The sequence below is a fragment of the bacterium genome (genome assembly GCA_035308905.1).
Taxonomy (GTDB): Bacteria; Sysuimicrobiota; Sysuimicrobiia; order Sysuimicrobiales; family Segetimicrobiaceae; genus DASSJF01.
Map to the genome: position 1 here is coordinate 53409 of DATGFS010000011.1, position 25830 is coordinate 79238.

General features: G+C 63.7%; 29 protein-coding genes and 1 riboswitch. Of the genes, 8 read left to right on the top strand and 21 right to left on the bottom strand.

Translation table 11 applies throughout. The features are described 5' to 3' along the window. Position 1 precedes the first annotated feature (1 nt). Positions 2-424: a response regulator gene (locus VKT83_03825; protein ID HLY21576.1), complete on the top strand. Its 423-nt coding sequence runs from the start codon at positions 2-4 to the stop codon at positions 422-424. Here VKT83_03825 and VKT83_03830 read toward each other — a convergent pair. Continuing rightward, positions 396-1067 (bottom strand): response regulator transcription factor, encoded by a 672-nt coding sequence (locus VKT83_03830; protein HLY21577.1) that lies wholly within the window; start codon positions 1065-1067, stop codon positions 396-398. The genes VKT83_03825 and VKT83_03830 overlap by 29 nt on opposite strands. A 392-nt stretch (positions 1068-1459) precedes the next feature. Between VKT83_03830 and VKT83_03835 the strand changes: the two genes are divergently transcribed. After that, positions 1460-2287, top strand: coding sequence for a hypothetical protein (locus tag VKT83_03835; protein ID HLY21578.1), 828 nt, complete (start codon positions 1460-1462; stop codon positions 2285-2287). On the opposite strand, the gene VKT83_03840 is transcribed toward VKT83_03835, so the two are convergent. The 4 genes from VKT83_03840 to VKT83_03855 all read right to left on the bottom strand — a co-directional run bounded on the left by VKT83_03840 (position 2265) and on the right by VKT83_03855 (position 5323). Then, positions 2265-2798, bottom strand: a complete 534-nt coding sequence (locus tag VKT83_03840; GenBank protein ID HLY21579.1) for a CAP domain-containing protein — start codon at positions 2796-2798, stop codon at positions 2265-2267. The genes VKT83_03835 and VKT83_03840 overlap by 23 nt on opposite strands. 14 nt (positions 2799-2812) lie before the next feature. Continuing rightward, a riboswitch (cyclic di-GMP riboswitch) is annotated at positions 2813-2905 on the bottom strand. A 73-nt stretch (positions 2906-2978) separates the two neighbouring features. Then, on the bottom strand, positions 2979-3872 hold the full coding sequence (locus VKT83_03845; GenBank protein ID HLY21580.1) for an ATP-binding protein: 894 nt from the start codon (positions 3870-3872) through the stop codon (positions 2979-2981). A 15-nt stretch (positions 3873-3887) separates the two neighbouring features. Continuing rightward, the gene (locus VKT83_03850) at positions 3888-4298 is read right to left on the bottom strand and encodes an STAS domain-containing protein (protein HLY21581.1); all 411 of its coding nucleotides are present in this window, start codon (positions 4296-4298) and stop codon (positions 3888-3890) included. Between the two features lie 116 nt (positions 4299-4414). Beyond that, positions 4415-5323: a response regulator transcription factor gene (locus VKT83_03855; GenBank protein HLY21582.1), complete on the bottom strand. Its 909-nt coding sequence runs from the start codon at positions 5321-5323 to the stop codon at positions 4415-4417. A 317-nt stretch (positions 5324-5640) separates the two neighbouring features. On the opposite strand from VKT83_03855, the gene VKT83_03860 reads away from it, so the two are divergent. Beyond that, entirely contained in the window at positions 5641-6027 is a 387-nt protein-coding gene (locus VKT83_03860; GenBank protein ID HLY21583.1) for a helix-turn-helix transcriptional regulator, read from the top strand. A 7-nt stretch (positions 6028-6034) separates the two neighbouring features. On the opposite strand, the gene VKT83_03865 is transcribed toward VKT83_03860, so the two are convergent. From VKT83_03865 to VKT83_03935, 15 genes are all read right to left on the bottom strand, one after another. Then, entirely contained in the window at positions 6035-7018 is a 984-nt protein-coding gene (locus tag VKT83_03865; protein ID HLY21584.1) for a sensor domain-containing diguanylate cyclase, read from the bottom strand. A gap of 66 nt (positions 7019-7084) precedes the next feature. Beyond that, a complete protein-coding gene (locus VKT83_03870) occupies positions 7085-7375 on the bottom strand; it encodes a hypothetical protein (protein ID HLY21585.1) in 291 nt (96 codons plus the stop codon). A gap of 39 nt (positions 7376-7414) precedes the next feature. Then, complete coding sequence (locus tag VKT83_03875) at positions 7415-7828, bottom strand: DUF192 domain-containing protein (GenBank protein ID HLY21586.1); 414 nt, start codon at positions 7826-7828, stop codon at positions 7415-7417. Between the two features lie 13 nt (positions 7829-7841). Then, on the bottom strand, positions 7842-9227 hold the full coding sequence (locus VKT83_03880; protein HLY21587.1) for a pilus assembly protein N-terminal domain-containing protein: 1386 nt from the start codon (positions 9225-9227) through the stop codon (positions 7842-7844). Between the two features lie 77 nt (positions 9228-9304). Continuing rightward, positions 9305-10249, bottom strand: coding sequence for a type II secretion system F family protein (locus VKT83_03885; protein HLY21588.1), 945 nt, complete (start codon positions 10247-10249; stop codon positions 9305-9307). Between the two features lie 2 nt (positions 10250-10251). After that, complete coding sequence (locus VKT83_03890) at positions 10252-11196, bottom strand: type II secretion system F family protein (GenBank protein ID HLY21589.1); 945 nt, start codon at positions 11194-11196, stop codon at positions 10252-10254. 10 nt (positions 11197-11206) lie between these two features. Next, positions 11207-12496, bottom strand: coding sequence for a CpaF family protein (locus VKT83_03895; GenBank protein HLY21590.1), 1290 nt, complete (start codon positions 12494-12496; stop codon positions 11207-11209). Next, positions 12483-13577, bottom strand: a complete 1095-nt coding sequence (locus VKT83_03900) for a P-loop NTPase (protein HLY21591.1) — start codon at positions 13575-13577, stop codon at positions 12483-12485. The genes VKT83_03895 and VKT83_03900 overlap by 14 nt, the downstream gene beginning before the upstream one ends. 77 nt (positions 13578-13654) lie before the next feature. After that, on the bottom strand, positions 13655-14503 hold the full coding sequence (gene cpaB, locus VKT83_03905) for a Flp pilus assembly protein CpaB (GenBank protein HLY21592.1): 849 nt from the start codon (positions 14501-14503) through the stop codon (positions 13655-13657). A gap of 29 nt (positions 14504-14532) precedes the next feature. After that, positions 14533-15045 carry a TadE family protein gene (locus VKT83_03910; protein ID HLY21593.1) on the bottom strand — a complete coding sequence of 171 codons (513 nt, stop codon included), beginning with the start codon at positions 15043-15045 and terminating at the stop codon, positions 14533-14535. Between the two features lie 86 nt (positions 15046-15131). Beyond that, the gene (locus tag VKT83_03915; protein HLY21594.1) at positions 15132-15326 is read right to left on the bottom strand and encodes a hypothetical protein; all 195 of its coding nucleotides are present in this window, start codon (positions 15324-15326) and stop codon (positions 15132-15134) included. Positions 15327-15361: 35 nt separating this feature from the next. Then, positions 15362-15562, bottom strand: coding sequence for a hypothetical protein (locus VKT83_03920; GenBank protein HLY21595.1), 201 nt, complete (start codon positions 15560-15562; stop codon positions 15362-15364). 33 nt (positions 15563-15595) lie between these two features. Further along, complete coding sequence (locus VKT83_03925) at positions 15596-15796, bottom strand: hypothetical protein (protein HLY21596.1); 201 nt, start codon at positions 15794-15796, stop codon at positions 15596-15598. 52 nt (positions 15797-15848) lie between these two features. Next, entirely contained in the window at positions 15849-16049 is a 201-nt protein-coding gene (locus VKT83_03930; GenBank protein ID HLY21597.1) for a hypothetical protein, read from the bottom strand. 204 nt (positions 16050-16253) lie between these two features. After that, positions 16254-16721, bottom strand: coding sequence for a DUF5658 family protein (locus tag VKT83_03935; GenBank protein HLY21598.1), 468 nt, complete (start codon positions 16719-16721; stop codon positions 16254-16256). A gap of 33 nt (positions 16722-16754) precedes the next feature. Between VKT83_03935 and VKT83_03940 the strand changes: the two genes are divergently transcribed. The 4 genes from VKT83_03940 to VKT83_03955 all read left to right on the top strand — a co-directional run bounded on the left by VKT83_03940 (position 16755) and on the right by VKT83_03955 (position 23467). Beyond that, positions 16755-18002: a glycosyltransferase family 39 protein gene (locus VKT83_03940; protein ID HLY21599.1), complete on the top strand. Its 1248-nt coding sequence runs from the start codon at positions 16755-16757 to the stop codon at positions 18000-18002. Positions 18003-19129: 1127 nt separating this feature from the next. Next, positions 19130-20341, top strand: coding sequence for an IS21 family transposase (gene istA / locus VKT83_03945; protein ID HLY21600.1), 1212 nt, complete (start codon positions 19130-19132; stop codon positions 20339-20341). 5 nt (positions 20342-20346) lie between these two features. Beyond that, a complete protein-coding gene (gene istB / locus VKT83_03950; protein HLY21601.1) occupies positions 20347-21141 on the top strand; it encodes an IS21-like element helper ATPase IstB in 795 nt (264 codons plus the stop codon). A 133-nt stretch (positions 21142-21274) separates the two neighbouring features. After that, a complete protein-coding gene (locus VKT83_03955) occupies positions 21275-23467 on the top strand; it encodes a hypothetical protein (protein HLY21602.1) in 2193 nt (730 codons plus the stop codon). Positions 23468-23735: 268 nt separating this feature from the next. Here the strand turns inward: VKT83_03955 and VKT83_03960 are convergent, their stop codons facing one another. Continuing rightward, a complete protein-coding gene (locus VKT83_03960; GenBank protein ID HLY21603.1) occupies positions 23736-24002 on the bottom strand; it encodes a hypothetical protein in 267 nt (88 codons plus the stop codon). 96 nt (positions 24003-24098) lie between these two features. On the opposite strand from VKT83_03960, the gene VKT83_03965 reads away from it, so the two are divergent. Further along, positions 24099-25133, top strand: coding sequence for a hypothetical protein (locus VKT83_03965; GenBank protein HLY21604.1), 1035 nt, complete (start codon positions 24099-24101; stop codon positions 25131-25133). The last annotated feature ends 697 nt before the right edge of the window (positions 25134-25830 follow it).

Consider the following 25830-nt stretch of genomic DNA (forward strand, 5'->3'; position numbering starts at 1 on the left):
GGTGCCGGCGCCCGGCGCGGCCAAAGACGACGGGAGCCGGACGATCCTGCTCGTCGAGGACGACCGGCTGCTGCGCAAGGCGGCTGAGAGCGCCCTGCGGCAGCGAGGATTTCGGGTGTTGACGGCGACAAACGGCGACGAAGCACTGCGGACGGCGGCGGCGGAGATCCCGAATCTGGTACTGCTCGACCTCGTCATGCCGGGTCTGCCGGGCTACCAGGTCCTGAGAGCGCTGAAGGACAACGACGCGACCGCGGCCATTCCGGTCGTGGTCCTCACAAACCTCGGCCAGGACTCGGACGTGCAGCGGGCTCTCGACGCGGGGGCGGTCGCCTATGCGATCAAGAGCAACCTTGCCCTCAAGGAGCTTGTTGCCCTCATCCGACGGGTCCTGCTTACTCCCGGACCGCCTCCAGGTACTTGAGAACCGCCCGCACGCGCGGCTGGACCGAGGAATTCTGCCGGTCGATCTCCAGGCGCTGGTAGATCTGGTTGATCTGGTTCTCTACCGATTTCTCGGTGATGTACAGGCCCTGCGCGATGCCCGCGTTGGTAAAGCCCTGGGCCATGTGCGCGAGGATCTCGCGCTGCCGGGGGGTCAGATTGGCGAGATCGCCGGCGATTTTCTTCGGGACGCCCCGGACGATCTCGGGATCCAGCACGACGAGACCGCGGGCTGCCCCTTCGATGGCGCGCACGAGCGAGCCGATGTCCGACACTGACTTCTTGAGCAGATATGCCCAGCCGGCGGTAACCTCGCGCGCAACGGTGACCGCGAAATAGGGCTCGGCATGGTTGGACAGCCAGACAATGCCGATGTCCGGCTGCCGGCTTTTGACCGACAGCCCGACCTGCAGGCCGCTCACTCCGCCTCGCAACTCGATGTCCAGCGTCGCAACGTTGGGGTGCGTGTCGAGGATGCACTGCTGGGCCTCGTTCGCATCGGCCAGGGCGGCGACGACGTGGAACGTCGGCACGGAGGACAAGGCATTGACAAGAAGATCACGGTACAGATCTTCGTCTTCGGCGATAACAATGGTAATCTTGTCTCGGCGTTCTTCGGGCATAAGTCTCCCGGACCAAGAGTTCCGTCCATAAGCACGCAACAGCGCGCAGGTGTTCGGTAAGTCACCGTGAAAACCCTGCCCCCATGGGTAGCAGCACACCGCGCCACGCTGAATTGTACCAAGAACTGGCGAACGCGGCATGGGAGATCACCGCGGCGCGTGCCGTGGTCCTGGGTCGCCTCGACCGCGCCACCATGCTGGTCAGTACTCTCGCCCTGGCCCCCACCGGTGCGGCAGTCCCTCGCGAAGCCGCCGGCGCTCTTAAAACAGCGGTGAGGGCCGATGCCAACCCGCGCCTCCGGCACGTGTACGTCGAGGGCCGGGAGGTGTCCGCATCCCCTCGTGCCCTGCTGGATACGCGGTCCCGTCGGGAACCCGGCGGGGACGGATGGGTGACGATCTTGCCCATCGAAACCCGTCGAGGGATTGCGGGCTCTCTCACGCTGTTCGCGCGGCGGCGGCCCGCGCCGCTGCAGAGGCGCCGTTACCGCGCGGCCGCGCGGCTCGCGTCGCTGATCTTCGACCTGAGCGACGATGTGCGCGAGTATATCCGCGACGACGAACGCGTACGGAAGGAGGCGGCTTCCCTGCTCCACGGCACCCATGCGGCGCTCATCGCGATCCGGCATCGCCTGGGAGAGAGCCGTAAACTGCTTGCCGCCGATCCCACGCACGCGGACGCGGTCCTCGAGAACGCCCGCGGCGAGCTCGAGCGGATCGGAGAGCGAGATATCGGCCGGACGAGCCGCCGGTTGTTTCCGCTGGTTATCCGCATGAGCCTTGCGCCCGCCCTGGAAGGCCTCGCCGACCTTTGTGGACCCAATGTGAAGATCGTCCTGTGGATCGAGAGAGCGATCGCCCGGATGGACGATCCGCTCGACAACCGGTTGCCCGAGGCTGTGCGTCTTGCGGTCTACCGCGTGGCGGAGGCGGCAGTTATCCGCGCGGCGGCCGGTTCCCCTGCGCCGCGGCTCGAAATCAGCCTCAGCCGATCAGGCGGTCCGGCGCTGATCCTGAAGGTGCGGGACGTTTCGAACCGTCCGGCGAACTCGGCGCAGCGACAGCCGTACCCCGGCGATCTTCTGCTCCGCGTGCACGACGCAGGCGGAACGTTGAGGGTCTCAAGCCGACGCGGCGGGGGGATGTCCTGGTCGGCGTCTTTCCCGCTGCCCGGCGAAGATGAAGCGGCGCGATCCGCTACTCCGCGAAGTCCTGTGTAACGGCCATGCCGAACTGCCCCGCCGAGAAGACCCCGATTCCCACGCGGCGAAATCGCGGTTCTAGGATGTTTTCAAGGTGCCCGCTGCTTGCCACCAGCGCCCGGTGCGCGGCACTGCAGCTCACCGCGAACGTCACGTTTTCGCCCACCAGGCCTCGGGTCACAACGTGCGACAGCCGGTCTAGAGCGGACGGGCCCGCGGGGGAACCATGCCCCACGTACCCGCCGGTGACCATATCGTGCGAGTGGGCACGCGCCACTGCCTGCAGACTGCGGTCCATGCGCAATGGAGGGAGCCCGTGCTGCGCCCGCGCCGAATTCAAAAGCGCGAGGAGCTGCTGCTCGGCGTCGGGTTGGTCGACCGACTGAGACGTCCGCACATCCAGCGCGACCATAACAGAGGCGTCGCTGGAGGATTGTGCAGAAGCGATCAGGAGGCCGGGGCCGAGCAACAGCAGCGCGGACAGGACAACACAGAGGACCGAGCCGAAGCGCGAGCGGTCGGCGAACACGTTGGAGCGCCCCTTTCGGCAGCCCGGCAACCCCCCCATGTTGAACGTCCGCGAGGGGGCCCGCAGCTTTGCGTCCCTGGGTTACCCCAGGTTTGCCTTTTCGCTGGAGCTGAACTATTCGGTATTATTCTTCCCTGGATCGGGGCATTCTAGACATACGAGTTGGAGGATACTGGAGACCTAGCCCTTGCGGATGGTGGACGTGTCCGCCGCTCGCTCCCAGTTGAGATAGGCCTTGCCCGCCTCTGTACCAACGGCGCCGACGGCGAGCAACCGACGCGCCTGCGCTCCCGCACCGACGGCGTCGCATGCGGCGAGCAGCCGGCTCAGCATGTCCCACGTTCTTCCCGACGGCCACGGGCCGCTTTGTGCGTCGCCGTCGTCCGGCTCACGGTTCAGGAGCTCCGGTCTCTGCTCGATGAAATCCGCAACCCGATTCCGGGCGGCCGGAAGACTGTTTTCCCAGTCTTGGGGGAATGCCCGCCTCTCAAGCGGCCAGCCCGAGCGGAACCCTGCGACCCACCAGGACCCATTGGGCGACCACGCGAGATGAACCATGCGGTTTGCAAGCGGGGCCGTGAGCGCCACAACGGCATTCGGCACGAGGGCGACGGGATCGAGGGCCGCCGCGCAACGGACGCCGGCCGGCAATTGAAACTGGTCCACCCGGCGTTCGAGTACGATCTGCAGCAAGGCATTCTGCACCCCGAGCGGAGCATAGGCGAGATCATCAAAAAAGACGAGGCCGTTGCCGGCGTGCTTGGCGGCTTCTTCGGCGAGCGTCACGGCCCACTCGAGGGGTGCACGCATCGTGTGGGCTGTGAGCGTGCCGCCGGAAAGAAACGAGAGGCCGGTGAAGTCGGTCGGCGCGTGGATAGCGGCCGTTGTCGTATAGAGCGGCCAATCCATTTTTTGCGCAATTGATCGCAGCAGCGATGTCTTGCCGGTTCCCGGGGCGCCCCAGAGGGCCACCGGGATATTGGCAAAGAGCGCGATCTCGATCGCGATCGCCGCATCCGCGGTGGACGTGGAAGCTCCCGGCATCACCTTCGGTTGCGGCCCCTCTGACATCATCGAGCGCCTCCCGGCCTAGACTTGGGCGTGCGCCGCGGCGAGCGCCTCGGCGAGCGTTTGCACGACGGTGATGTGCGCGGCGCTTCCGAGAGCATCGAGGACTGCCTTCAGCGGGTGCTGCCACGGTACGACCACCAGCAGCCGCCGCCGGCGCTTCTCCAGGCGTCGGTTGAACCGCAGAAGCATGTGCATTCCGCGGCTGTCGAAGTACGTGCTGCCTCCTAACGACACAACCACCGGTTGCTCGTCCATCAGCGCCGCCTGCTCCAGCGCGGCTTCGAGAGTGTGCGCGTTGCTCGCATCGACATCTCCTGCGACCTCAATCACCGGGATGCCGTTCACCTGTCCCACCCGAAACGGCCCCGTCGGCATCCCCGGCATCTCTCCCCAATTGCGCGCGTCCGCGCCCGCCAATTTGTTCACCATCTCGGTCGAGGTCACCTCCGGCAAGATCAAACGTCGAGAGACCTCCATCGCGGGATGCCGCTCGACGCGGCGCGGGAAGTACAATCCATGGTGCCGGTCTTCGGGAACGCTGTGGCCTACCCGGCCGGCCTTCCGGACGTTGGCAGCGCCGGCATGCCGCTCCCCCGGAGATAATGGAGAACCGTCTCCACCCGGCGATGCTTCGCGGCCGTGGGGTGGTTGAGTTGTAGATGGCGGTAGATTTGATTGACGATCCCGTCTACGGATTTCTGCGACAGACCGAGAGCCTCGGCGACGGCCGCGTTGCCGAAGCCCTGCGCCATCAAGGAGAGCACGTCATATTGCGGCGGGCTCAGCATCGGGATCCATGTATTGAGCAGACGGTTCATCGAGTCCGCAATTTGCGAATCGAGGACGACAAACCCCTTTGCCACGGCCTCAATCGCAGCCACGATCGCCGTGACGTCCGTTCCGGACTGCTTCAGGAGGTACGCCCAGCCGCTCGTCGTCTGCTGCTGAAACGAGACCGGCAGGTACGGTCGCTTGTATCCGGATAACCATACGATACCGATATCTGGAAACTCTTGACGAATTAAGAGTCCCGCGTGGATGCCGTTCAGCGCACCTCTCAGTTCGATATCGAGCACAACAACTTTGGGATGCAGGCGCCGCGTGGCCTCGATCGCGGCCTCAGCGTCGGGATATGCACCGAGCACCGTAACCTTCCCGGTCTCCGACAGCACGGTCGAGAGGAGGTCTCGGAACAGATCCTCGTCTTCCGCGATGACGACCGGAACGGCCTCAGGCGCCGCGGCCGCATTTTCCGGCGGTCTCCCGAGTTCCCCGACCCGCCCCTGAGCATCCCGCGAATCCGTGAACACCGGCGCAACGGGTGCGGCGGGAACGCCGGAGACGACGGGAACGCCGGAGACGATAAGGGCGTCGGCGGACGACAGGACGGGAGGAGTCGATTCGCTCATCATGTTCCCAGTTGTACCCGGGCCCCCCCGCGTGTCGCCTCGCATCACTTCTGAGCAAGCATCACAGTGTAATCGATAGCGTCATCCTACAGGGTCGCCGCATGGAATGGGAAGAGGATAGACCCCTTGCCGCTATTAAGAGTATCGCGGGTGCTAACACCTTCGCCGATGTCTTCTAGACTCGCCGGGTCGCGAGATTGACAAAGTATGGTAACATATTGGATGCACTTCTGGGCCGCTTTCTGCGCGCTGAACCCTAGCGTGTTCGACGAGACGCGGCGGGGAGTGATCGAGACCTGAGCCCGATGTCAAGACGCGCGGAACTTCGCGCCACCAGAGACCACATCGACATTCTTACCCGGATGAGCGCACGGCTCATCAACGGGCAGAGAGAACTTACGCGTGAACAGAGTCTCGAGTTCGGTCGAGCGCTGAGCGACATTGCGGAACGCCTCGAACGGGCCGCCGACGTGCTCGCGCGGCTCATGCAACTCAGCAATCCCTCGACCACGCTGCAAAATGTCCATCTCACACCGCGCGAAATGGAGATTTTTGGCTATCTGGCCGACGGGCAGACGAACGGCGAGATCGCGTCGCGCTGCTGGGTTTCCGAAAACACGATCAAATTCCATCTCAAGAACATCTTCCGCAAGCTCGGCATCCGCGACCGGGGCCAGGCGATGATGGTCGCCAAAGGCTTGCGCCATTCCATCAGCAACGCAGAAACGGGCGACGGTTTCGTCGGCTGAGCACTCCCTACTTCGCAGCCCTGGCGGCCTGAACACGATCTCCGCCCTGTCGTTGGGCCTCCTGCAGGGCGCCTCTTGCCGCGGTCAATAGCGCCTCCGCGAAGGCGCCGTCGTGCGGCGATTCGCCAACGCCGAGACTCACGGTGATCGAGGGACCACTCTCGGCCACAACGGTACTGGCGCGCTGCCGGATGCGTTCGGCGACGCTGATCCCAGCACGCTTGGGCGTGCGAGGCAGCAAAAGCAGAAGGCCGCTCGAACTCCGTGCCACCCGGTCCGTTTCGCGCAGCACGCTTCGCACCAGCTTGGCCAGGTTTCGCACCAGCGTGTCTTGGAGAACGGCGTCGTATTTCTCGCGAATCGCGGCGAAACCGTCGATGTCCAAGCACAAGAGCGCCGTCGGCTCTTCGTGCCGTTGTCCTCGACGGAGTTCCCGTTCCAAGACATCCCGAAACGCCGGCTCGCTTTCCAGATCGGTAAGCGGATCGGTTTGAGGACCGGCAAGCGGCTGTTCATGGAGGCGCGCCAACTCGATGGCGCTCGAGAAATAGCGCGCCACGACAACCATGAGGTTGACGTCGTGCTCGGTAAATTGTCCGGGATGGGGCCGGTACGCGATCAGGAGACCGACCGCCCGACCGTGTACGACGATGGGAGCGCCGACGCAGGAGCGAAAGGCCGGGCCGGTGTCCGGTCCCGGATCGGGGATCAACTCGGCCCGGCCGCTGTCCATGACCCGCGCGTAAACGTCGGCATGGAGAGGCTTTCCGAGACGGGCAGCGGCAAGTCCCGACGCGGCCCGCACGACGAGGCGCCCCGCTCCCCGTTCGTCCAGGAGCGCGACAACACAATTGTCCATACCGAGCTCTTGGCCGAGGACGCTGAGCGCGCGATTCAGGAACACGGGCAGGCTCACGGTCAGGGCCGAAAACTCGGTCGCAATCTTGGCCAGGACGGCGACAGCGCTGTCCTGGTTCCGCGACATGGTCATGAGCGTCTCCGCTGATCGACGCGCGCGTTGTGCCGTCTTGTTGCTTTCCTCCAGTTTCGAGGTATGTTAGATCTCCACCTGAATCTCGATCGTCGATCGTTTGAGACGCGACCGCCGCGTCGTGTCCTCGGCGGCAAGCACAAGGGCAACAACAAGACCCATGGCGCCCTCGAGAGTGCGGAAGGTCCTCTGGTCCGACCCCACAGGGAAGAAATCCGCCGAGACGCCGAACGCGCGAACGGTCGTCCCGTCATCGCCTTCGACATCACACGGCCGAACGGTGACAGCGCCCGCGGCGTTTGTCCGGAGGGCGCCCTCATCAATGTCCGTGGGCCGAACGGCCATCAATTTGACCAACACCTGTACGCTCCTTCCCGCGTCGTCCGCGGCGCTGCCCTACACTTGCGTCGGCGAGAGCGAATCGCGTTTCTCCTCTACCGGCGCGTCGGTGAAACCCACCGGGAGGCTGTCGGCGAATCGAAGAGTATCACCCACGCCCGTTTCGCTGCTGCGGACGGCGCCCGCCGGAATTTCGAGCGCGGAATGCGCGCCGGGCACCCATAGGATGACACGCCCGGGCGGGAGCTGGTGGTAAATCCGTACGACCCGGAGTTTGGCGTTGAGAAAGACCACGTCGATGGCGGTCCGCATCCCAATCGTCTGCACCCCCCTACAGGGCACCAGCCAGACGCCATCACCCAGCGACAGATTCCGGTGTCGGTACAATCCGATCAGCCGGGCGTGGAAGCCCCCGGCCCGCTTGATGTCGACGCCGAGAAATGTTCCCCGCGTTTGGTTCACAACATACACGCCGGCACCTCGGTCAGGGGTTCAGGTCCTCGGGATTGGGCAGCGTCGGCAGAGGCGGAGGCGTCGTCGTCGGTCGCACGATGCTCGGCGCCACGAAGATCACGAGTTCGCTTTCGCCCTTCTGAAACGTCGTGCTCCGGAAGAGCTCCCCGAGGATCGGGATATCGCCCAGGATCGGCAGTTTGTTGACCACCTTAGAGTTCGTGTTTTGTATCAGCCCGCCGATCGCGAGAAACTGTCCGGGCTCCATCGCCACCACCGTCTCGGCACGGCGCGTCGTGATGGTCGGAATCGTAAAGCCGTTCGCGACAATGGCGTTCGCGAAATCGAGGTTGCTCACCTCGGTCAGAAGATTCAAGCTGATCGGGGCGCCCGGCTGCACGCTCGGCTTGAACTCGAGCCGGACGCCGAACTCCTGGAAGGTGATCGTCGTCTGACCGTTCGTGGTCACGGTGGGGATCGGGACCTGACCGCCGACGAGGAGCTTGGCCGACTGACCCTCCATCACCACGAGCCGCGGGTTGGCCAGGGTACGTGCCGCGTTCCGCTGTTCCAGGAAGTGGATCTCTCCAATCAGCGTTTGCAGAGCGCTGGCGGCAACGTTGGGTGCTGTGAACAGGCCGAAGTCGAAGATTCCCGGGGTCCCCAAGAAGGGGGCGGCGGTGCTGCCCCCGCCATATCGGACACCGATGTCGTTCATCGCCGTGAGGTTGATTTCAGCCACCACCGTGGCGATTTGGATCTCCACGGGGTTGTGCACACGGACCATCATTGTGACGTTCTTGAAGTAGGTTTTGGCAATCGATTCGACCTTCGCCTGATCGTACGTCGTCTCCACGACGCCGTCGATCCGAACGGTATCCGGGCTGGTGACGGTAATGCTGACGTTGGGGTAGTCGTGAAGAGCCGCCGCAAGCTGTTGCTGCTGCACCTGCGTGGGAGGCAGGCTGGGCTGACGGACCGTCATCCGGTCCAGCACCCTGCCGAATGCCGAGGCGATCTGCTCGGCCTGCGCCTTCGCGGCGTCTGTGGCCACCGCTCCATCGAGCACCACGATGCCGCCCACGACGTTGGCCCGGATCTCCGGCTCCCCCAGCACGTCCCGCAGGGTCTTCGTGAGGTCCGCGCTGCTCGCGGCGACGACGACCACGCGATAGGTGCTGACCCCGGCCGCCGTCCACACGGTGAGCGTCGTCTCGCCGATGCGCTTCCCGAGGACCATTAATTGATTCCGTGTGATCAGATTGACGTCCGCGATTTCCGGCGCGGCGACCACGACGCGCTGGAGATTCGCAATGTCGAGCAGCCGGCCGTAGTTCACCGGAACGACGAGCGCCGGGAGTCCCTGCGCCTGCCCGCTTGGTGCCGCAACGACTACCGCAACGAAAAGCGCGATCACTCCTGCTATCGGCCGAGCGCGACGCAACGGTGACATTTTCTCCCCCCTAGAATCGACGCATGCCGGGCTGCCGGCCACTACCGTCCGGGCGCCGGCGCCCCAAAACCGGGTCCGCCCGAGCTCATGAATTGAGTATAGATTCTGACAAACCCCGGACCCGCCACCACGACGAAGAGGGCCGGCAGGATCAGGAAAATAAGCGGGAACAGCATTTTCACGGGCGCTTTGTAGGCGCGCTCTTCAATCCGCTGGCGCCGGCGCGTCCGCGCGTCTTCGGACTGAACGCGCAGCACCTGGGCGATGTTGACCCCGAACTCCATGGCCCGTACCAGGGTGGACGTAAACGACACGAGGTCCTCCACCCCGGTGCGGCTTCCGATGGCCTTCATCGCCGCCTGACGGTCGCTGCCGAGGCCGACTTCGTCCAAGTACACCTTGATCTCGTCGCTGATCGGCCCGCGCCGCCGGGACGACACGGTCTCGAGCGCCTGATCGAGACCAAGACCTGCCTCCACCGTCACGGTCAACAGATCGAGCGTTTCCGGCAGTTCCCGTACAATCCGGGCCTGGCGGCGCAGGATGGTGCGGCGAAGGGAGAATTCGGACCACGCGTACCCGAGCGCCCCGGCGACGATCGCAAACAGCACGGGCGTCCCGACGGGGGCGTGCCTGGTGAGCACGAGCACCACGATGCCCAGCGCGCCCGCGCGCAACCACTTCCAGGCGATCCAGACCACGGGATCGGTCGTACGGTTGCCCGCGCGCAGGAGGTTGGCCCGCACAGCGGCCAAGGATCCGGCCGGCGTCAGTCTGGCCGCCAGCCTGGCGACGGACTGTAAGATGGGGCCGAGCGCCCGCGCTGTGAAGGGCAGCGCAAGCGTCGATTCCCGGGGCATCCCTTGCGCACCGAGTTCCCTCAGCCGCTCCGCGACCAATTGCCGCTCCGGCGACCGCTGCAGCAGCGCGACGGTGGCAAGAAGCACCGTGCCAAAGACCAGCACTGCGATCGCGATCGGGATCATTCTCAGACCTCGATGGCGCCGATGCGCCGGATGAAGTAAATACCGAGCAGCTGCATCACGACCGAGATAGCCAGCATGATGTGGCCGATCCGCGTGGTCACCAGGTAGCTCGAGTACTCGCGCATGCCGACGAGCAGAACGACCATCAGGATGGGGGGAATCGCAACAACAATCACGGACGAGATACGCTGCTGGGAGGTGAGCACCCGAATAAAGTTCTTCAGCTTCACGCGCTCACGGAGCGTCGCGGTTACCTGATCCAAAAGCTCCGCCAGGTTGCCCCCGACCTGCCGGTTGGTCAAGATGCCGGCAACGGCCAGGTCGAAATCGTCGCTGCGGACCCGCGCCGCCATGTTCAACAAAACTTGCTCGGTGCCGAGCCCGAGGTTCATTTCGCGCTGCGCCCGCGCGAACTCAGCCGAGATCGGATAAGGATGATCGGACGCCACCATCGCCATCCCCTGGTTGAGCCCGAGGCCGACGCGAAGCGCCCCGGCAAGCGCCTGCAGCGCGTCCGGGAGTTGCCGGGTGAACGCGTCGCGGCGCCGGTTTCGCTTGAGGAGCAGCCACAAAAACGGCACCCCGACGCCCGCAGCCGCCGCCGGTACGACGATGAGACTGTCGCGGGCCGCGACGAGGCCGATGACGGCCGCCACCAGACCGCTCACCACGGCGATCAGGAGAAACTCGAAAGGTTTGATCGGCGCATCGGCCGCGTCGAGCAGACGTTCCAAGTGGCGTCCAAGGTTCCACCCCGCCATCGCGCGGTCGATCGACGGGATTTCGCTCCAGCGGCTGGTACCGGCGGCCGCCGCTCCGCCGTGCATCGGACGCACGAAACCACTCAGGCGCTCGGCGGCCGCAAAGCGCGGCGTCATCAAGCGCACCAATACCAGTTGCGCTATCAGCAGGACCGTCACGAATACCAGTATCGCGGTCAGCCACATCGTGCGATCCTCAGCGTAGGAATATGGACAAGGGGAGCTCGACGCCGGCCGGCTTCAACCGATCGTAGAACCGGGGCCGGATGCCGGTAAAGGTATGCTGACCGAGCACCCGGCCGTCAGGTCCGATGCCCTCCTGAACAAAGAGCGCAATGTCCTGCATCGTAATGATGTCGCCTTCCATCCCGGTGACTTCGGAGACCTTGGCCACCCGGCGGACGCCGTCGATGTAGCGCGACACATGCACGACGACGTGGATGGCCGACGAGACCTGTTCCCGAATTGCCCGCGTCGGCAGTTCGACTCCCGCCATCAGGACCATCGTTTCGATACGCGCGAGCCCATCCCGCGGCGAGTTCGCGTGCACGGTGGTCAGGCTGCCCTCGTGGCCGGTGTTCAGCGCCTGCAGCATGTCGAGCGCCTCGCCGCCCCGGACCTCGCCGACGATGATCCGGTCTGGACGCATCCGGAGGGCGTTCCGCACCAGATCCCGCGTCGTGACCTGCCCTCGTCCTTCGATATTCGGCGGCCGGGTCTCCAGACGCACCCAGTGCTCATGCTTCAGCTGGAGTTCGGCCGCGTCCTCGATCGTGATGATGCGCTCCGTCGGCGGAATGAACATGCTGAGCACGTTGAGGAGGGTCGTCTTGCCGGCGCCGGTGCCCCCACTCACGACGACGTTCATCTTCGCGGCGACGGCGGCGCGCAGCACCTGGGCCATCTCGGCCGTCATCGTCCCGAAGTTGATGAGATCCTCGGCGACGTAGGGATCACGGGCGAACTTCCGGATGGTCAGACACGGCCCGTTGAGGGCCAGCGGCGGAATGATGGCGTTCACCCGTGAGCCGTCGGGCAGCCGCGCGTCAACGTAGGGCTGCGCCTCATCGATCCGGCGGCCCACCTCGGAGACGATCTTTTCGATGATACGCATGACGTGCTGGTCGTCGCGGAACCGGATCGCGGTCGGGAAAATCTTGCCGGCCTGCTCGGCAAATACGACGTTGGGTCCGTTGACCATGATTTCGGTAATGCCGGCGTCGCGGACCAGAGGCTCGATCGGTCCGTAGCCCATCGCTTCGTCGACGATGTCGCTGATGAGCTTCGCGCGGTCCACCCGCGTAAGAAGCTCGGTCCCCGAGTCGAGGATCCGGCCCACCTCCCGCTCGACTTCCTCGCGCGTCCAGCTCGTGCCGCGGCGTCCAAGATCCTCGACGAGGCGCCGGTGGACGTCGTTCTTCAACGCCTGATAGGGTTCCGACCACCCGCGCTCGCTGACCTCGTCGAGCCGCCTACGCAGTGACACGATCCACTCTCCCGATGTATGCCATCACGGTCTTGGCAAGCGCACGAATCTGCTGGGCAAACGGCGTCTCGGGGTCGGTCATGATCAGCGGCATGCCGCTGTTGGCGGATGCGATCACCCGATCATCCCGCGGTAGCAGCGCCACGAACTTCATCCCGAGCGCCTTCTCTACGTCGCGCCGGGGCAGGGAATGCCGCTCGTCGACGGCATTCCCGACCAGCAGCAAATTCTGTATGGGGAACCGCAGCTGCGTCAGCATTTCGTGCATTTGGCTTGTGTCCTTGAGGCACACCACATCCAGCGTGGTGAGCTCGACCGCCAGATCGGCCACTTCCAGGGCTGCGAGCATCGCCTCGAACGACGACACGCTGACATCGACGACGACGACGCTGTACAGTGCCTGGAGGACGTTGAGCGTCTCGCGAAAACGCTCCGGCGGCACCTCTTCCGCCAACTCGGTCCGGAGGGGTGCCGCCAGCACCTCGACCCCGCTCTCATGCCGGTTGAGGAATCGCTCGGCGATCTCCACAGAAAGCGCCTGACTCATCTCGCGAATCGTGCGCTCGGGACGGATGTTCATCAGCGCCGCCACGTCGCCAAAGTACAGGTCGCCGTCGACCAGGGCCACCCGGCCGTCCTGCAGCCCCTTTAGAGCGATCGCGAGGTTGACCGCGACGGTGGTCTTCCCGACGCCACCCTTGCTCGACAATACGGCGAGGACCAACCCGCGGCGCGCGCCACCCACGTTGTCCAATTCGCCCGCCTCGGCGAGCACGCGCAAGACCGCGGCTTCGTCCAAGGGCGTGCTGAGGCAATCCCGCGCCCCGGCCCGCATCGCCTGGCGAAGGTCATCCGGCGAGACCGCGTGAGACGATACCAGAATGATGTAGATGCCTGGATGGCGCCGCGATATCCTCGCGGCCAGTTCGAATCCACTCGCGTCCCCGAGGTTCGTTGCCAGGAACACCAGCTGCGGCCCGCGGTGCGCAATCACATCCTCGAGCTCGTCGGCCTTGACGACCTCCGCCACCACGCGGGCGCCGGGGTGCTTCAAGACCGCGCTTTCGACCAAGCGCTGCACCGCCTGGTCGCCCGTCGCGACGACAATCCGTAGAAGTGATGCCACCCGAGTCCCCCGGACGCCCCGTCTACAACGCCTTAGAAGTGCACCGTTTCCTTCTGGCCGCCCCGCCAGATTTCGATGTTCTGACTCGGCGCAGGCGCCGGCCCGGTCACCCGGATGACAACGGGGATGGGACGAGCCGCCGGCGCGGCGACCACGGGCGCAGGGACGCCCTGCCCGTTCAGAGCGCTCAGAGTCGTCTGACCCCGGGTTTGCACAGTGCCGCTCACGCCGGCCGGCCGAAGGGCAAGACGCACCCTTCCGCTGTTGTCGATCGCCGTGAGCATCTCCACCTGTTCGGGGGTGAGCGCCACCGTCACCGAGGTCGTGACCTTGGCGGGCTGTCCGGGCTTTTGATCCGCCTGCTGCGCGCCTGCCAGCACGAGCACGTTTTGCAGGAAGATTCGAGACGTCTCAGGGTTGCCTCCCGCGACGACGGTGCCCACGATATCGACTCGGTCTCCGGGCGCGACAAATCCGGCCACGTCCGCGACCTCGTTCACTGCGATCGTGACCGCCCGCATGCCCTTCGGGACGACGTACGACAGGCTCGCCCCGACGTCCGCCGGAGCCAGCATGTCCGTGATCACCTGTTCACCTTCGAAGATCTCGGTCACGGCGACCCGGTTCACGCCTTCGACGACGGCATGAAGCGCCCGGGGGTGCCGGCCGGACGCGGGAACCTGGGTCACCTTAAGGTCGCCGCCGGCGATGATGTGACGCGTGGGAATGGGATGCGTGGCGACCACGACGTCCTCCATCGGCACGGCCGGCGCAACCGCGGTGCGGTGCTGTAGCGACTGCAGGTAGCCGACCACCACGGCCGTCGTGACAAGCGCCAGAATGATTGCGAGTGCAGGTACGACCCATCTACGATTCGTCATGTGTCTCTCTCCCCTCGTGCCCCTTCGCGTTACTGTAGAGACCTCACGTTCGAGAGCCCCGTGACCGACAACGTGGTCGGGTAACCGAGTGTTCCAACAAATGGTATCGCACCCGTCACCGGCAGGAGCGTCTGGACTTGGTAGATCGCCCACACCTGCAAGATATGATCACCCGTGGCCCCGTCGACGTACCGCACAACCGCAACGCACGATGTCTGGCCGGACGGCAGCGACGCGCTTGTCGCCGGCGCGGAGGACGAGTTGCCCGAGACCGTGCAGGGGGTGCCTGTCTGCACCGTCAAGAGCTGGGCCGTGGTTTGGACGCGCTGGGTGATCGCGTTATCGGACGTGGTGCAGGCCGTACCCGGCGCGCACCACGTCTGCATGATTCCCAATCGCGCCCCTTCACGGGCCGCGTTCGTCATGATCACCCACGAGCCGAACACGCGCCCGAACTCAAACGTCAGGAACGCCAGGATCAAGAGCAACGGCGTCAGCAGGGCGATCTCAAGAGCAAACTGACCCCGCTCGCTCTTCATCATGACGGACGGCAGAGTTAGGCACCGCGGCAGGCCACCCTGCGTGACAGATGGCCTGCGCGCGGCGCCTCGTTTTTCGCCTCGGAACATCACGGCGCGCTCTGGATACCCATCCACGAGGCGATCTTCGAGATCGATGTACTCAGCACGCCCTGCAGCGCAAACGCGGCCACAATCAGGAAGAGCACCACGCCCAGAATCAGCAGAACGTACTCCACCGTGCCCTGACCCTGCTCGTCCCGGTGCAGCTTGCTGGTCAACCGCGCGAGTGCGAACTCAAGCACGTGTATGCCCCCCCCGCCGGCCCCCGCAGCCATCTTTACGGCGGGTTCTGAGCGCCCATCCAGGAACTGATCTTCACGATCGCGCCGCTCAGCACACCCTGCAGCGCAAGCGCAGCCACAATCAGGAACAGCACGACGCCCAGAATCAGCAGGACGTACTCCACCGTGCCCTGACCCTGCTCGTCCCGGTGCAGCTTGCCGGCCAGCCACGCCTGCAGGAACTGAATCACATTCATTCGCATCCCCCTCTACGCAACTCCACGCCGGCCTTACGGCGGGTTCTGTGTGCCGATCCAGGAGCTGATCTTCGCGATCGCGCCGCTCAGCACACCCTGCAGCGCAAGGGCAGCGACGATCAGTAACAGCACCACACCCAGAATCAGCAGGACGTACTCCACCGTGCCCTGACCCTGCTCGTCCCGGTGCAGCTTGCCGGCCAACCAGGCCTGCAGGAACTGAATCACATTCATTCGCGTCCCCCCCTCTACACAACACCACACATACACAACACCACGCCGGCCTTTACGGCGGGTTCTGTGTGCCGATCCAGGAGCTGATCTTCGCGATCGCGCCGCTCAGCACATCCTGCAGCGCAAGGGCAGCGACGATCAGGAACAGCACCACACCCAGAATCAGCAGGACGTATTCCACGGTGCCCTGGCCGTATTCGTCTCGGTGCAGCTTGCCGGCCAGCCAAATCTGTACGAATGAAAACCAAGACATGTTTTGTTTTGTCCCTCCTTTCTCTGTTCCGGCGGGGTTTCCCCCTCGCCGGTGCCCCTGACGTCGGCCTGCCAACCTAGACAATACCCGTTAGATCACTCGGGCACCACTACCCAGCGCGGGTAGTTTCAGGGTAGGGTAGGGAAAGTCCCCATTTGCTCGCAAATCGGCCCGGGAGAGGGGCCCCGGGGTGCCAGAACCCGGTCAGCGAACGCGAAGGATCAAGAGGGCGTTGTTCGCGACAATCCCGATGTAGATCACGACGATCAATCGAGTGACCGCGAGAAGACGTACGGGAGCCGGCCGCCCCCAATTCGCGCTGCGCACGATGAGTGCTGCCAAGAACGCAAGCGCCAGCGCCTTGAGGACCGGGAGCGCAGGTGTAAACAGGAAATCGCGCAAGATGGGATTGGCTTCGTGGGCGCCGCGTGCCAACGCCAAGTACGTTGTCGCAAGATCCATCGCCTGAAGAACCACGAGAAGCCCGAACAGCGTCCAAAGCCGTCCGGACGACGCGAGCACGCGGAAAGACCGGACAAGGGCCCGATCTCTTGCACGGCGTTCCTTCGAAGCATCCACAACGTATTTTTCCCGCGCCGCACCCGGCATACCTGTCGTCCCCACCAGTGTTTTACCGGCGCACGAGGGTGCGTTATGCTTGTGGCCGTGCATCGCGGATGGTCGTTCCGGAACTTCCCCTGGGCGATGGTGCTCACGGCGTTCGCCCTTCGTCTGGCGGCCATGTCTTTGTTGCACAGCTATCGGTTCCCGTCGATTCATGACCACTATCTCTTCGGCACCGAAATGGGACGCATCGCCCGCTCGCTGGTTTCGGGCGGTGGCTTCGGGTCACCGCTGCACGGGCATACCGGACCGACGGCAATGGTGGGCCCGATCTACCCGTTTGTCGTGGCGGCGGCCTTTGAAGTATGGGGTACCTATACAACCGCCTCCGCGATGTCCTTGTTGACCCTGAATGCGCTCCTGTCGGCGATTACGGCGGCGGTCATCTACCTGATCGGCCGGCGGGCGTTCGACAAGAGAACCGGTACCTGGGCTGGGTGGATTTGGACGGTGTTTCCATTTGCCGTCTACTGGCCGATCGTATGGGTTTGGGATACCAGCCTGTCAACGTTGCTGTTCGCCCTCGTCCTTCTTGCGACGCTGCGCCTCGCGCAATCTATGCGCACGGCCGACGGAGCACGGTACGGCGTGCTGTGGGGCGTCGCGGTCCTGGCCAACACGACCTTCCTCCCCCTGCTGCCCGCATTCCTGGGGTGGTTGTGCTGGCGGCAGAGCCGCTGCGGCCAGTCCTGGGGCCGTCCGGCGGCCGCCGTGGCCGTTGCGTTCGCAATCGTGCTCACCCCCTGGATCGTCCGTAACCAGGTGGTATTCGGACGCGTGCTCCTGCGCTCCAACCTTGGGCTGGAGCTGGCACTCGGCAACTCACCCGGTAGAGACGACCCCGCGGCATGGCAGCGGATCCATCCTGCGGTCAACCCCGCCGAAATGGCGCGGTACCGGACGCTCGGCGAACTTCGCTACATGGCCGAAAAGCGGCGCCAGGCACTGGACTTCATCACACGACACCCCGCACTCTTCGCCCGCCGCACCGCGACGCATGTTCTGTACTTCTGGTTCGGCGCGGGCATGCCCGCCCGCGTGATTCGCTTCCCCGAAGTGTTGTTCGGACTCCCCGCATTCGTCGCGATCCCGGGACTGTGGCTCGCGATCGCGCGGCGGTCTCCGGCGGCCTTCCCGTTCACCGCTGTCGTCGCTCTGTTCCCGCTCGTTTATTACGTCACGCATCCGGACCTGCGGTTTCGCCACCTGATTGAGCCGGAACTGATGGTCCTGGCGGCGTACGGCGCAGGCACAATCCGGCGCAACCGGCGAACCGGCGCCCGAGAGGACCGCCCCGGTCCTGCGACGGGCCCGGGGGAAGCGACCTAGCGAATTGAAGGACACCGGCCCCCACGATCAAGGGAACGTTCACCGCCAGCGCCAAAGCGGCCACCCCCGCGCATGCCGGCAACCGGTGGCAACGATGCGATACCCGCCGACGTCAAGCCGTGCGTGCCCTCACGTGATGACGGGTTAGGAGATAAGGCCTCCCGAAACTGCCGAAACCGTAACACATTTCCCGCCTGATGGAACGGATTCTTTGACTTCAATCGTCGAGCTTTCCCGCATCCCGTACAATTAAGTTGCGGAATTCAGTCGATTCTAGTCGGGACATGGAAGGGTTTTAGGTGGGACGGCCGTGCACCGTTTGCACGCACGCGCAGCGCGAGGCCATCAATGAGGCCTTGGCGGAGGGGAATTGCTTCCGGGAAATCGCGGCGCAATACTGCGTTTCCAAGACGGCCCTGCACCGGCATTGGCAGGCGCATGTCGCGGACGCGCCTGCCAGCACGCCTACCGCGCCCCGTCAGGCTAGCGTGACGGCGCGACCGCCGCTCGTGACGTGGGGGGTGTGGGCGGCGGGGATTGTGGAAGTGCTGGGGCGGGCGGGAGAGACGGAGGTCGGCAAAGTGTAGAAGGTAATATTTAAGGAGCAAGCGGTCCGGACTAAATCGTTGGTCCTTACCGTACTTCTCGGGGCGTCATGGCTTTTTTCTATGGCGTCCATTATCTGTCGGACTGTCCGTACCTTTGGGGCGCAAGTGTTCATGCAAGTTCGGCGCTGGCGGGTGTTGGGGCACGTCGAAAAGGCCCACTTGCCAGTCTTCTCGTGGTGGTTGTTGATGGTCAGACGTGACCAAAAGCTGGCGGCCTTGGTCGTTCATTTCCATCGAATTTCTTGATGAGCCCTCCAGGAGTGCCGGAAATCAAGTTGGAAATTCTCGTGAACGAAGTGACGCGGCAAGTGAAGGTAAAGAACACTTCCGTGGTGCAGATGCGTGCGACTCTCGGAGCAGTCGGGTTTCGATATTGATGAGGTAACCTCGCCGGTGTCAGCGCCGGTGATAAACTGACCCAGATCGCCGGACTGAAAGTGACCCACCCCCAGCAAAGTTACCCTTCCGACCTGTTCAGGTCGGGAGGTGACGATCTCACCTATGCTGGGAGGCAGGACGGTGAAGCAGCTGCTGGAGTTGCACGGCGCAGGCGCATCGATTCGTAGCATCGCCATCACTCTGAGCATCTCCCGCAATACCGTTCGAAAGTATCTCCGGACACCAGAGCTCCCTCACGCGGCGCCTCGATCACCACGGCGATCGAAGCTGGAGCCGTACGCGGCGCACATTCAGCAGCGAGTGGCCGGCGGGATCAAGAATTGCCACGTCCTGCTGCGGGAGCTCCGCGCGCGCGGGTATGCCGGCGGGTACACGATTCTCAAAGACTTCGTCCAGCCGCTCCGCCGCCGGCCGCCCGTCCAAGGGACGATGCGATTTGAGACGGCGCCCGGCGAGCAGGCGCAGGTCGACTTCGGGAGCTGCGCCTATGCGGCGCCGACGGGCGGGACGCGTCGTGTGTGGGCGTTCACGATGGTGCTCAGCTGGTCCCGGATGTTATACGTGGAGTTTGTCCGGCGCGCGGACACCAGCACGTTCGTCCGCTGTCACTGGCATGCGTTTGAGTATTTTGGCGGGATCCCGCAGCGCTGCCTGTACGATCGCACCAAGCTGGTGGTCCTGGGCACCGACGCCGCCGGCGCGCCGCTGTGGAACGAACGATTTCTCGATTTCTCGCTGCGGCTCGGCGTGGAGGCCACGCTCTGCCATGCGTATCGGCCGCAATCGAAAGGCCGGGTCGAAAGTAGCATCAAGTACGTGAAGGGCAATTTCTGGCCAGGTATCCAGTTTACCGATCTCGAGGACCTCAACCGGCAGGGACGTGCGTGGTGCGACACGGTCGCCAATGTCCGGCTGCACGGGACGACGCAGGAGCGGCCGGTGGATCGGTGGGAGCGCGAGCGCCCGGTCCTGCATGGCCTGCCGACGCCAGATCGTGTGCAGCCGTTTTTGTGCGAGGAGCGTCGGGTGGGGCGGGATGGCTATGTTCAGTGGGACGGCGCATGGTACGGCCTGCCGTGGCCATGGCGACCCGGCCAAGGCATCTCCGTGCAGGCGACCGATGGCTTGGTCGAGCTGTGGGACGGGAGCGCGCGGCGGGCCGTCTATCCTCGTGGGACGCGCCCGAGGCAGCGGCAAACGCACCCACAGCAGTGGGCCGGCTTGGCGCCGCACGATGGTCGGCCGCGGCTGGAGCCGCGGGGCGTGCAACTCGTCGACGTCGACATCGAGCGGCGACCGCTCACCGTGTACGCCGCGCTGCTCGGGGAATGATGCCGATGCTGGCGATCGAGCAAGCCCGGCGGCACCTCGAGCACCTCGGCCTCACGCAGGCTGCGTCGATCCTGGATGGCCGCTTGGACGTCGCAGCCACAAAGCAGGTCCCGTACGCTGATTTCCTCGCGGATCTGTTGCGCTTCGAAGTCGCGGCCCGGCGGGAGCGCTACCTCCGCACGCGCACCCGGCTCGCCCATCTGCCCTTCCAGCGGACCCTGGAGCAGTTTGACTTTCGCTTCCAGCCCTCGATCGACGAGCGGCAGATCAAGGAGGTGAGCAGCCTCGCGTTTGTCGGGGATGCGGCCAACGTGATCTTGCTCGGTCCGCCCGGGGTCGGCAAGACGCATCTGAGCGTGGCGCTGGCGCTCAAGGCGATCGATGCCGGCCATGGGGTCTATTTCGTGCGGGCGCATCAGTTGCTCGAGGATCTCCGCCAGGCCCAGAGCGAGCATCGGTTGGACCGGCGGATGCGCGTGTACTTGGCGCCCAAGATCTTGATCATCGATGAGTTTGGGGTGTGGCCCTATGACCGGACGGCGGCGACCGCGCTCTTTGCCCTGATCTCGGCCCGCTACGAGCGCGGCAGCGTCATCCTCACGTCCAACAAGGGCTTCGCCGAGTGGGGCGACGTGCTCGGCGATGCCGTGATCGCGACGGCGATTCTGGATCGGCTCTTGCATCACAGCCACGTCATCAACATCCGCGGCGAGAGCTACCGGCTCCGGGAGAAGAAGCGGGCGGGCCTGCTCGGGACGCCAGCCCAGGCCGAGAAAGCCACCAAGCCGGCCAAGGCATGACGATCGAAGGGGGGTGGGTCAATTCTAAACCGGCGATCGGCCCCGGGGTGGGTCAATTCAAAAGCGGCGTAGGTGGGTCACTTTTATCCCGGCGTTGACACCGGTGCCAGTTGTCTCGCGTCAGAATGCCGATGTGAAAACTGCGATCTACGCCGAAATGGCGATGGTCGGACTCATTTTGGCAATGGTGTTCGTTGTTTACCTTCTTCCGTTGACCGCTCTGAGCCTTGATGATCACAATGTGTTGCCCGAGCGTGGGGCAATGAGCAGCAACGCCGATTGGCTTTGGCATTTGGTGCGTTTCGATCAAGCCCGGCTCACCTACGTAGGCGACTTCGCCCTGTTTCGGCCAGGGCTGTTCTTCATGTACTGGGTTGGCGATGTGCTGGCACGACACTATCGGATGTCACTTAATCTCGCGACAGTGGCCCTGTATGCCATAGCCGCGTGCATTCTGTACCTCACGCTCCGACGTTGGTGTGGACGTTTGTTGGCATTCGCGCTTTGTAGTGTTTTTTTCTACCCAAACCAGGGATACGTACTCGCCAACGCCTGGCATGTAGCAGGATATCTTGTGTCGATTGTGCTGTACATCGTGGGTTTCTCTTTGCTCGACTGGGGAGTTTTCGTCGGAACGGCTGCAACCGGTAACTCACGATCCTTATTCGTATCAACGACGTTGGCGCTGTTTCTTTCGACCCTGTTCCACGAGTTTACCGTCCTCGCGATGCTGGCAACCGTTGTCTTCCTCTTCATTGTTGGTGGTCGGGCAACATCTAGAGCGCGATTCACCTTCCATGTAACGTTGCCGATCCTTATCGCACTCGGAGGTTACCTGCTACTCTACGGCGTCAATTGGGTGAGCTATCCGCCACCGCAGCTGTGGTCGACACATCCGATCAACACTTTATGGACCACTGGCTCGTTGAGGAGCTTCGTGAACAACACCGTCGCCCTCCTTATACATGCTGGGATGTTCTTGTGGCCGACAGACCTGGCGTACAAGCCGTCCTTGAATGTTCTCATAAACGAAACCCCCCTGCCTCCGGGCGCACTGCTGCGCATCGTGTTGGCGATACTAGCCCTGGCGCCAATCTACCCCGCCCTGACCGCAGTGATTAGATCGGCTCGAGCACGCGCATTTTTGGTCACCGAGGTGGCCTGCGTGGCGGCGGCGATAGCAATCATCGTCGCGGTGTCCATCGGTCGCCTAGCGACGGCCGGTACTTTCCGTGACTATTACTATCCTTTGGTTGGTTTTTTCTTGGTGGTGTTGGCCGGACGAGGACTTGGTCTGTACCTCAACCGGACACGGAACACGTGTCCCGTTGTTGCGCGATGGATCCTTGTTTCGGTTCTCATGTTAGCCGCGACCGGCCGTGCGATTGAAATCCACAAGATCCACCAGATCAGATATAGGCAGATCGAGGCGGAATTGAAAATCGTCGCGGCCCTCGCTGGCTTTTTCGAGCATGCACCTGACCGCTGCCATGCTGGGTTAGAGATGCACTACGAGGCCGAAGGAAAAAGACCGCTCTGGTACGTTCCGCGCTGGATCATCACCGATCGCTTACCCTCGTTGGCCAACATGGAGACAGAGTTGCAGTATTTCGACTGTGGGATTCGGTCCGGCCGTCCAGTGTACACGGTAATCACGGCCGATCATGACCTAATGCGGATTGATGTAATGTTGCGGGAACTCGCTCTCGCTCATGGCCCGAGAGCGCCGGTGGCCTTCGTACGCGGCGAATTTGGCAAGGAACTGTTCGACCAAGCGCGGCCGGATAACAGGTTCGAGGCAGCGCAACGCCAAAGCGTTGACAACCATCTATGGATCATCGCCCGGACGCGGGAACCCGTCAGGTTAGATGGCCTAACGATTTCGTTTCGCTATCCGAGTCAAAGTCACATCCTCTACCATTTTGGGATTCGAGTACTTCCGCCAAGAGGAACGAAAGCTGACATTCTCACGAGGTCGGTTGCGTTTATTGACACGATCGTGCGGTCATCGACCGGATCGAGCCTGGTCGCCGATTCCAGTTCGCCCGGTCCCCTACCCGTCCGCGGTGACAGTTGGATGAGATGGATCCCGACATTACCAGCCGCGTTTAGCGTGACTTTCCGCCGCGACGGCCCCGACTGTCTTGTCTTCCTGAAGGAGTACCTGTTGGGCCAGATGCCGGACTGCCCCGGGCAGCCTGTCGATGTGGAGATCTTGCAATGGTCAAACGGGACGCCGAACGTTCAACTCGAATCGATAATCAGCGCACCGGCCGGATCCCGCTTGGATTGGTTGACGATCGGCCATAGGTGGATTCTGCATTGAAGGGATCGACTTCGCATCCACGCCCGCCCGTTTTCAATCTGTTATCAGGAATTGACCAACACCAAGCACGACTCCGTAATGGTAACCGCAATAAGCTGTGATGACTTCTCTTGAGCCGTCTGAGGGGGACACGCTATCGCGGCACGGAGGACACCAGCGGGGCTGATGCGGTCGCTAACCCTCGGCGGACTAGGGAAGAGAAGAGGTCCACATTCGCTGAGCGGCGAACGGCGGATCGACCACGGCTTCTTGTCCAGCCTGATGTCCTTCAACACCCCGTGTCGTAGCCGTCCCTAAGGAGGATCAGCGTGCTGAATCCACGCGGGCTCGGCAGGTACCCAACGACCACGAACTCCTCGCGGTGCCTTATCGGCACCTCGAGCCAGTCCGGGCTCCGGAAGCCGGGCCGTTGGACGATGATCCGCAGCAATGTGTCGCTGGCGAGATCGACGGACTGTGCCGCTTTGCCCCAGGCGCGGTCAAGAATCGCCTGCGCGGCCGCGACCCGCGCAGCGTTTTTGTCACCGTGCTGCATGATACCGATCGTGCCGGGACTGCCCGCGCAGTCCACACCGCAGGTGCGATGAATCGCGATAGACGGCATATCCTTAAGTGGTTCGATGTCGAGGTCGTGAGCCTGGCGATCCTATCACGGGCCATTCTGCCCATCGTGGCGCGGCTGACGGTCCACTCTTCCTCACCGGCTGATCTTTTCATCCAATGGGATGCGGTGTATTATGTGGGCATCACGCAGCACGGTTATACCCGCCCAATGAATTTCTTTCCCGCGTTCCCGATTTTCGTGCGGGGCTTGACGATCATCGGATTTAGCACGGTGCCTGCGGCGCTGCTGGCAGCCAACCTTCTGTTCATCGTAGGCGTTTGGACGGCGGCGCGATGGGCGGCCCAAAGTGGGGGGGAGGACGTCGGCCTCAATTTAGCCCTGCTACTGATGTTCTTTCCCACCACGATCTTCTTCTCGACCGCTTACCCGGAGTCCATGCTCTTGCTACTGAGTGCGGTTGTTTTTCTCCTCGCTCCACGGCGGACGTGGCTAGCGTCGGCGTTCGCGGCCATTGCCTCCGCCGCACGACCGCCAGGCATGTTCCTCTCACTCGTCGTGCTAATCAGCGGGCCGGCCAGACCGTGGGGGCACCGGATCGCACAGGCTGGGATCGCGCTCACCGGCCTCTTCGCATGGTGCGCCTGGAACGCCGTCGCCTGGCGCAACCCGCTGGCGTGGATGGCCGGTGAACTGGCGGGCGGCCGTCTTGGGCATGTAACCAGTCTCACCGGGTGGGTATTGTTGCCGCTGTGGCAGATCACCCAATCGTCGACCTATGTACTGACGTCCACGTCGGGCACCTTTCTGGATCCGCTCATGGCGATTGTCGCCGTGGCCTTGCTCCCGGTCCTCTATACGGAGCGCCGATGGTCGGAACTCCTGTACGCGGCGCCAAGCGTGCTAGCGCCCCTCCTAACCGGCGCCGTGGGCCATCGGTCGGCGGGGTTCGCTCGTTACGCCGTTGTGCTGCTCCCTCTGCTCTACCTTGGCGCAGAGTGGATCGGATCATCACGGTGGGCCCGTGCGCTGACCGTTCTTATCCTAGCTTCGCTGGCGCTCTGGTGCATAAACTTGTTCTTCCGCGGCCAATTTCTCGGGTGAGGCGTGCCATGGCGCGGCGGCGAGGGCGCGGCGCACATGGTGCGCGTGATGTCTCTACGGCGCACGTTACTGGTATTGAATGTAGCGGGCCCCCGCGGACGTACTGGCTTACACCGTAGGCCCGCACGGCCGGACCGCCCCCGAGAGGGCTGGGTATGCACCTCCACAGCGTCGTCATCGCGTTCAAACCCGCACCGATAAAGACGTTCGACACATCTCTCGCAAGGCACGCTCGCTCAACCCCGTCCGGCTGATCAGTCGGTCCAACGGCACCTCCTGAAGAATCGGGCAGACGGACGCGGCTCAAGAGTCATGGCGAGGATATCGATACTCGGTGACCACCTCGCCGGTATCATCTATGAGGCCAGCCTCTCTGTCGTCTAGCTTGTTTGATTCCTTGCCGATGTATCGGACAGCCTTGGCGATCACCGGGCGGCGGAGCAGAAGACCGAGACTCCGTTGTGAGCACGGATGGCCGTCCGGTCGCAGGCTTTTTGACTCAGGATGCACTCGATACTCCGCGATGACATCCGCGTAGGTTTTCACCCGTGCCACACCATCGTTGCCGTGATCGCCCCATGTCCGGATGCGAAAAGACTTACCGGATTACCGGTCAAGCCACTCGAGCTCAGACCATTGAGACGGCGCAGACGTCCATGGAGCAACCAGATGAAAGTGCTCCGGATCAATTCCAGAA

Coding starts and splice junctions, on each gene's coding strand:
- VKT83_03940 (HLY21599.1), top strand. CDS start 16,755: ATGGTGCTCACGGCGTTCGCCCTTCGTCTGGCGGCCATGTCTTTGTTG.
- VKT83_03890 (HLY21589.1), bottom strand. CDS start 11,196: ATGTGGCTGACCGCGATACTGGTATTCGTGACGGTCCTGCTGATAGCG.
- VKT83_03855 (HLY21582.1), bottom strand. CDS start 5,323: ATGCGAGGCGACACGCGGGGGGGCCCGGGTACAACTGGGAACATGATG.
- cpaB (HLY21592.1), bottom strand. CDS start 14,503: ATGACGAATCGTAGATGGGTCGTACCTGCACTCGCAATCATTCTGGCG.
- VKT83_03830 (HLY21577.1), bottom strand. CDS start 1,067: ATGCCCGAAGAACGCCGAGACAAGATTACCATTGTTATCGCCGAAGAC.
- VKT83_03885 (HLY21588.1), bottom strand. CDS start 10,249: ATGATCCCGATCGCGATCGCAGTGCTGGTCTTTGGCACGGTGCTTCTT.
- istB (HLY21601.1), top strand. CDS start 20,347: ATGCTGGCGATCGAGCAAGCCCGGCGGCACCTCGAGCACCTCGGCCTC.
- VKT83_03930 (HLY21597.1), bottom strand. CDS start 16,049: ATGTCTTGGTTTTCATTCGTACAGATTTGGCTGGCCGGCAAGCTGCAC.
- VKT83_03910 (HLY21593.1), bottom strand. CDS start 15,045: ATGATGAAGAGCGAGCGGGGTCAGTTTGCTCTTGAGATCGCCCTGCTG.
- VKT83_03960 (HLY21603.1), bottom strand. CDS start 24,002: ATGCAGCACGGTGACAAAAACGCTGCGCGGGTCGCGGCCGCGCAGGCG.
- VKT83_03935 (HLY21598.1), bottom strand. CDS start 16,721: ATGCACGGCCACAAGCATAACGCACCCTCGTGCGCCGGTAAAACACTG.
- VKT83_03845 (HLY21580.1), bottom strand. CDS start 3,872: ATGATGTCAGAGGGGCCGCAACCGAAGGTGATGCCGGGAGCTTCCACG.
- VKT83_03865 (HLY21584.1), bottom strand. CDS start 7,018: ATGACCATGTCGCGGAACCAGGACAGCGCTGTCGCCGTCCTGGCCAAG.
- VKT83_03920 (HLY21595.1), bottom strand. CDS start 15,562: ATGAATGTGATTCAGTTCCTGCAGGCGTGGCTGGCCGGCAAGCTGCAC.
- VKT83_03850 (HLY21581.1), bottom strand. CDS start 4,298: ATGGTGAACAAATTGGCGGGCGCGGACGCGCGCAATTGGGGAGAGATG.
- VKT83_03860 (HLY21583.1), top strand. CDS start 5,641: ATGAGCGCACGGCTCATCAACGGGCAGAGAGAACTTACGCGTGAACAG.
- VKT83_03925 (HLY21596.1), bottom strand. CDS start 15,796: ATGAATGTGATTCAGTTCCTGCAGGCCTGGTTGGCCGGCAAGCTGCAC.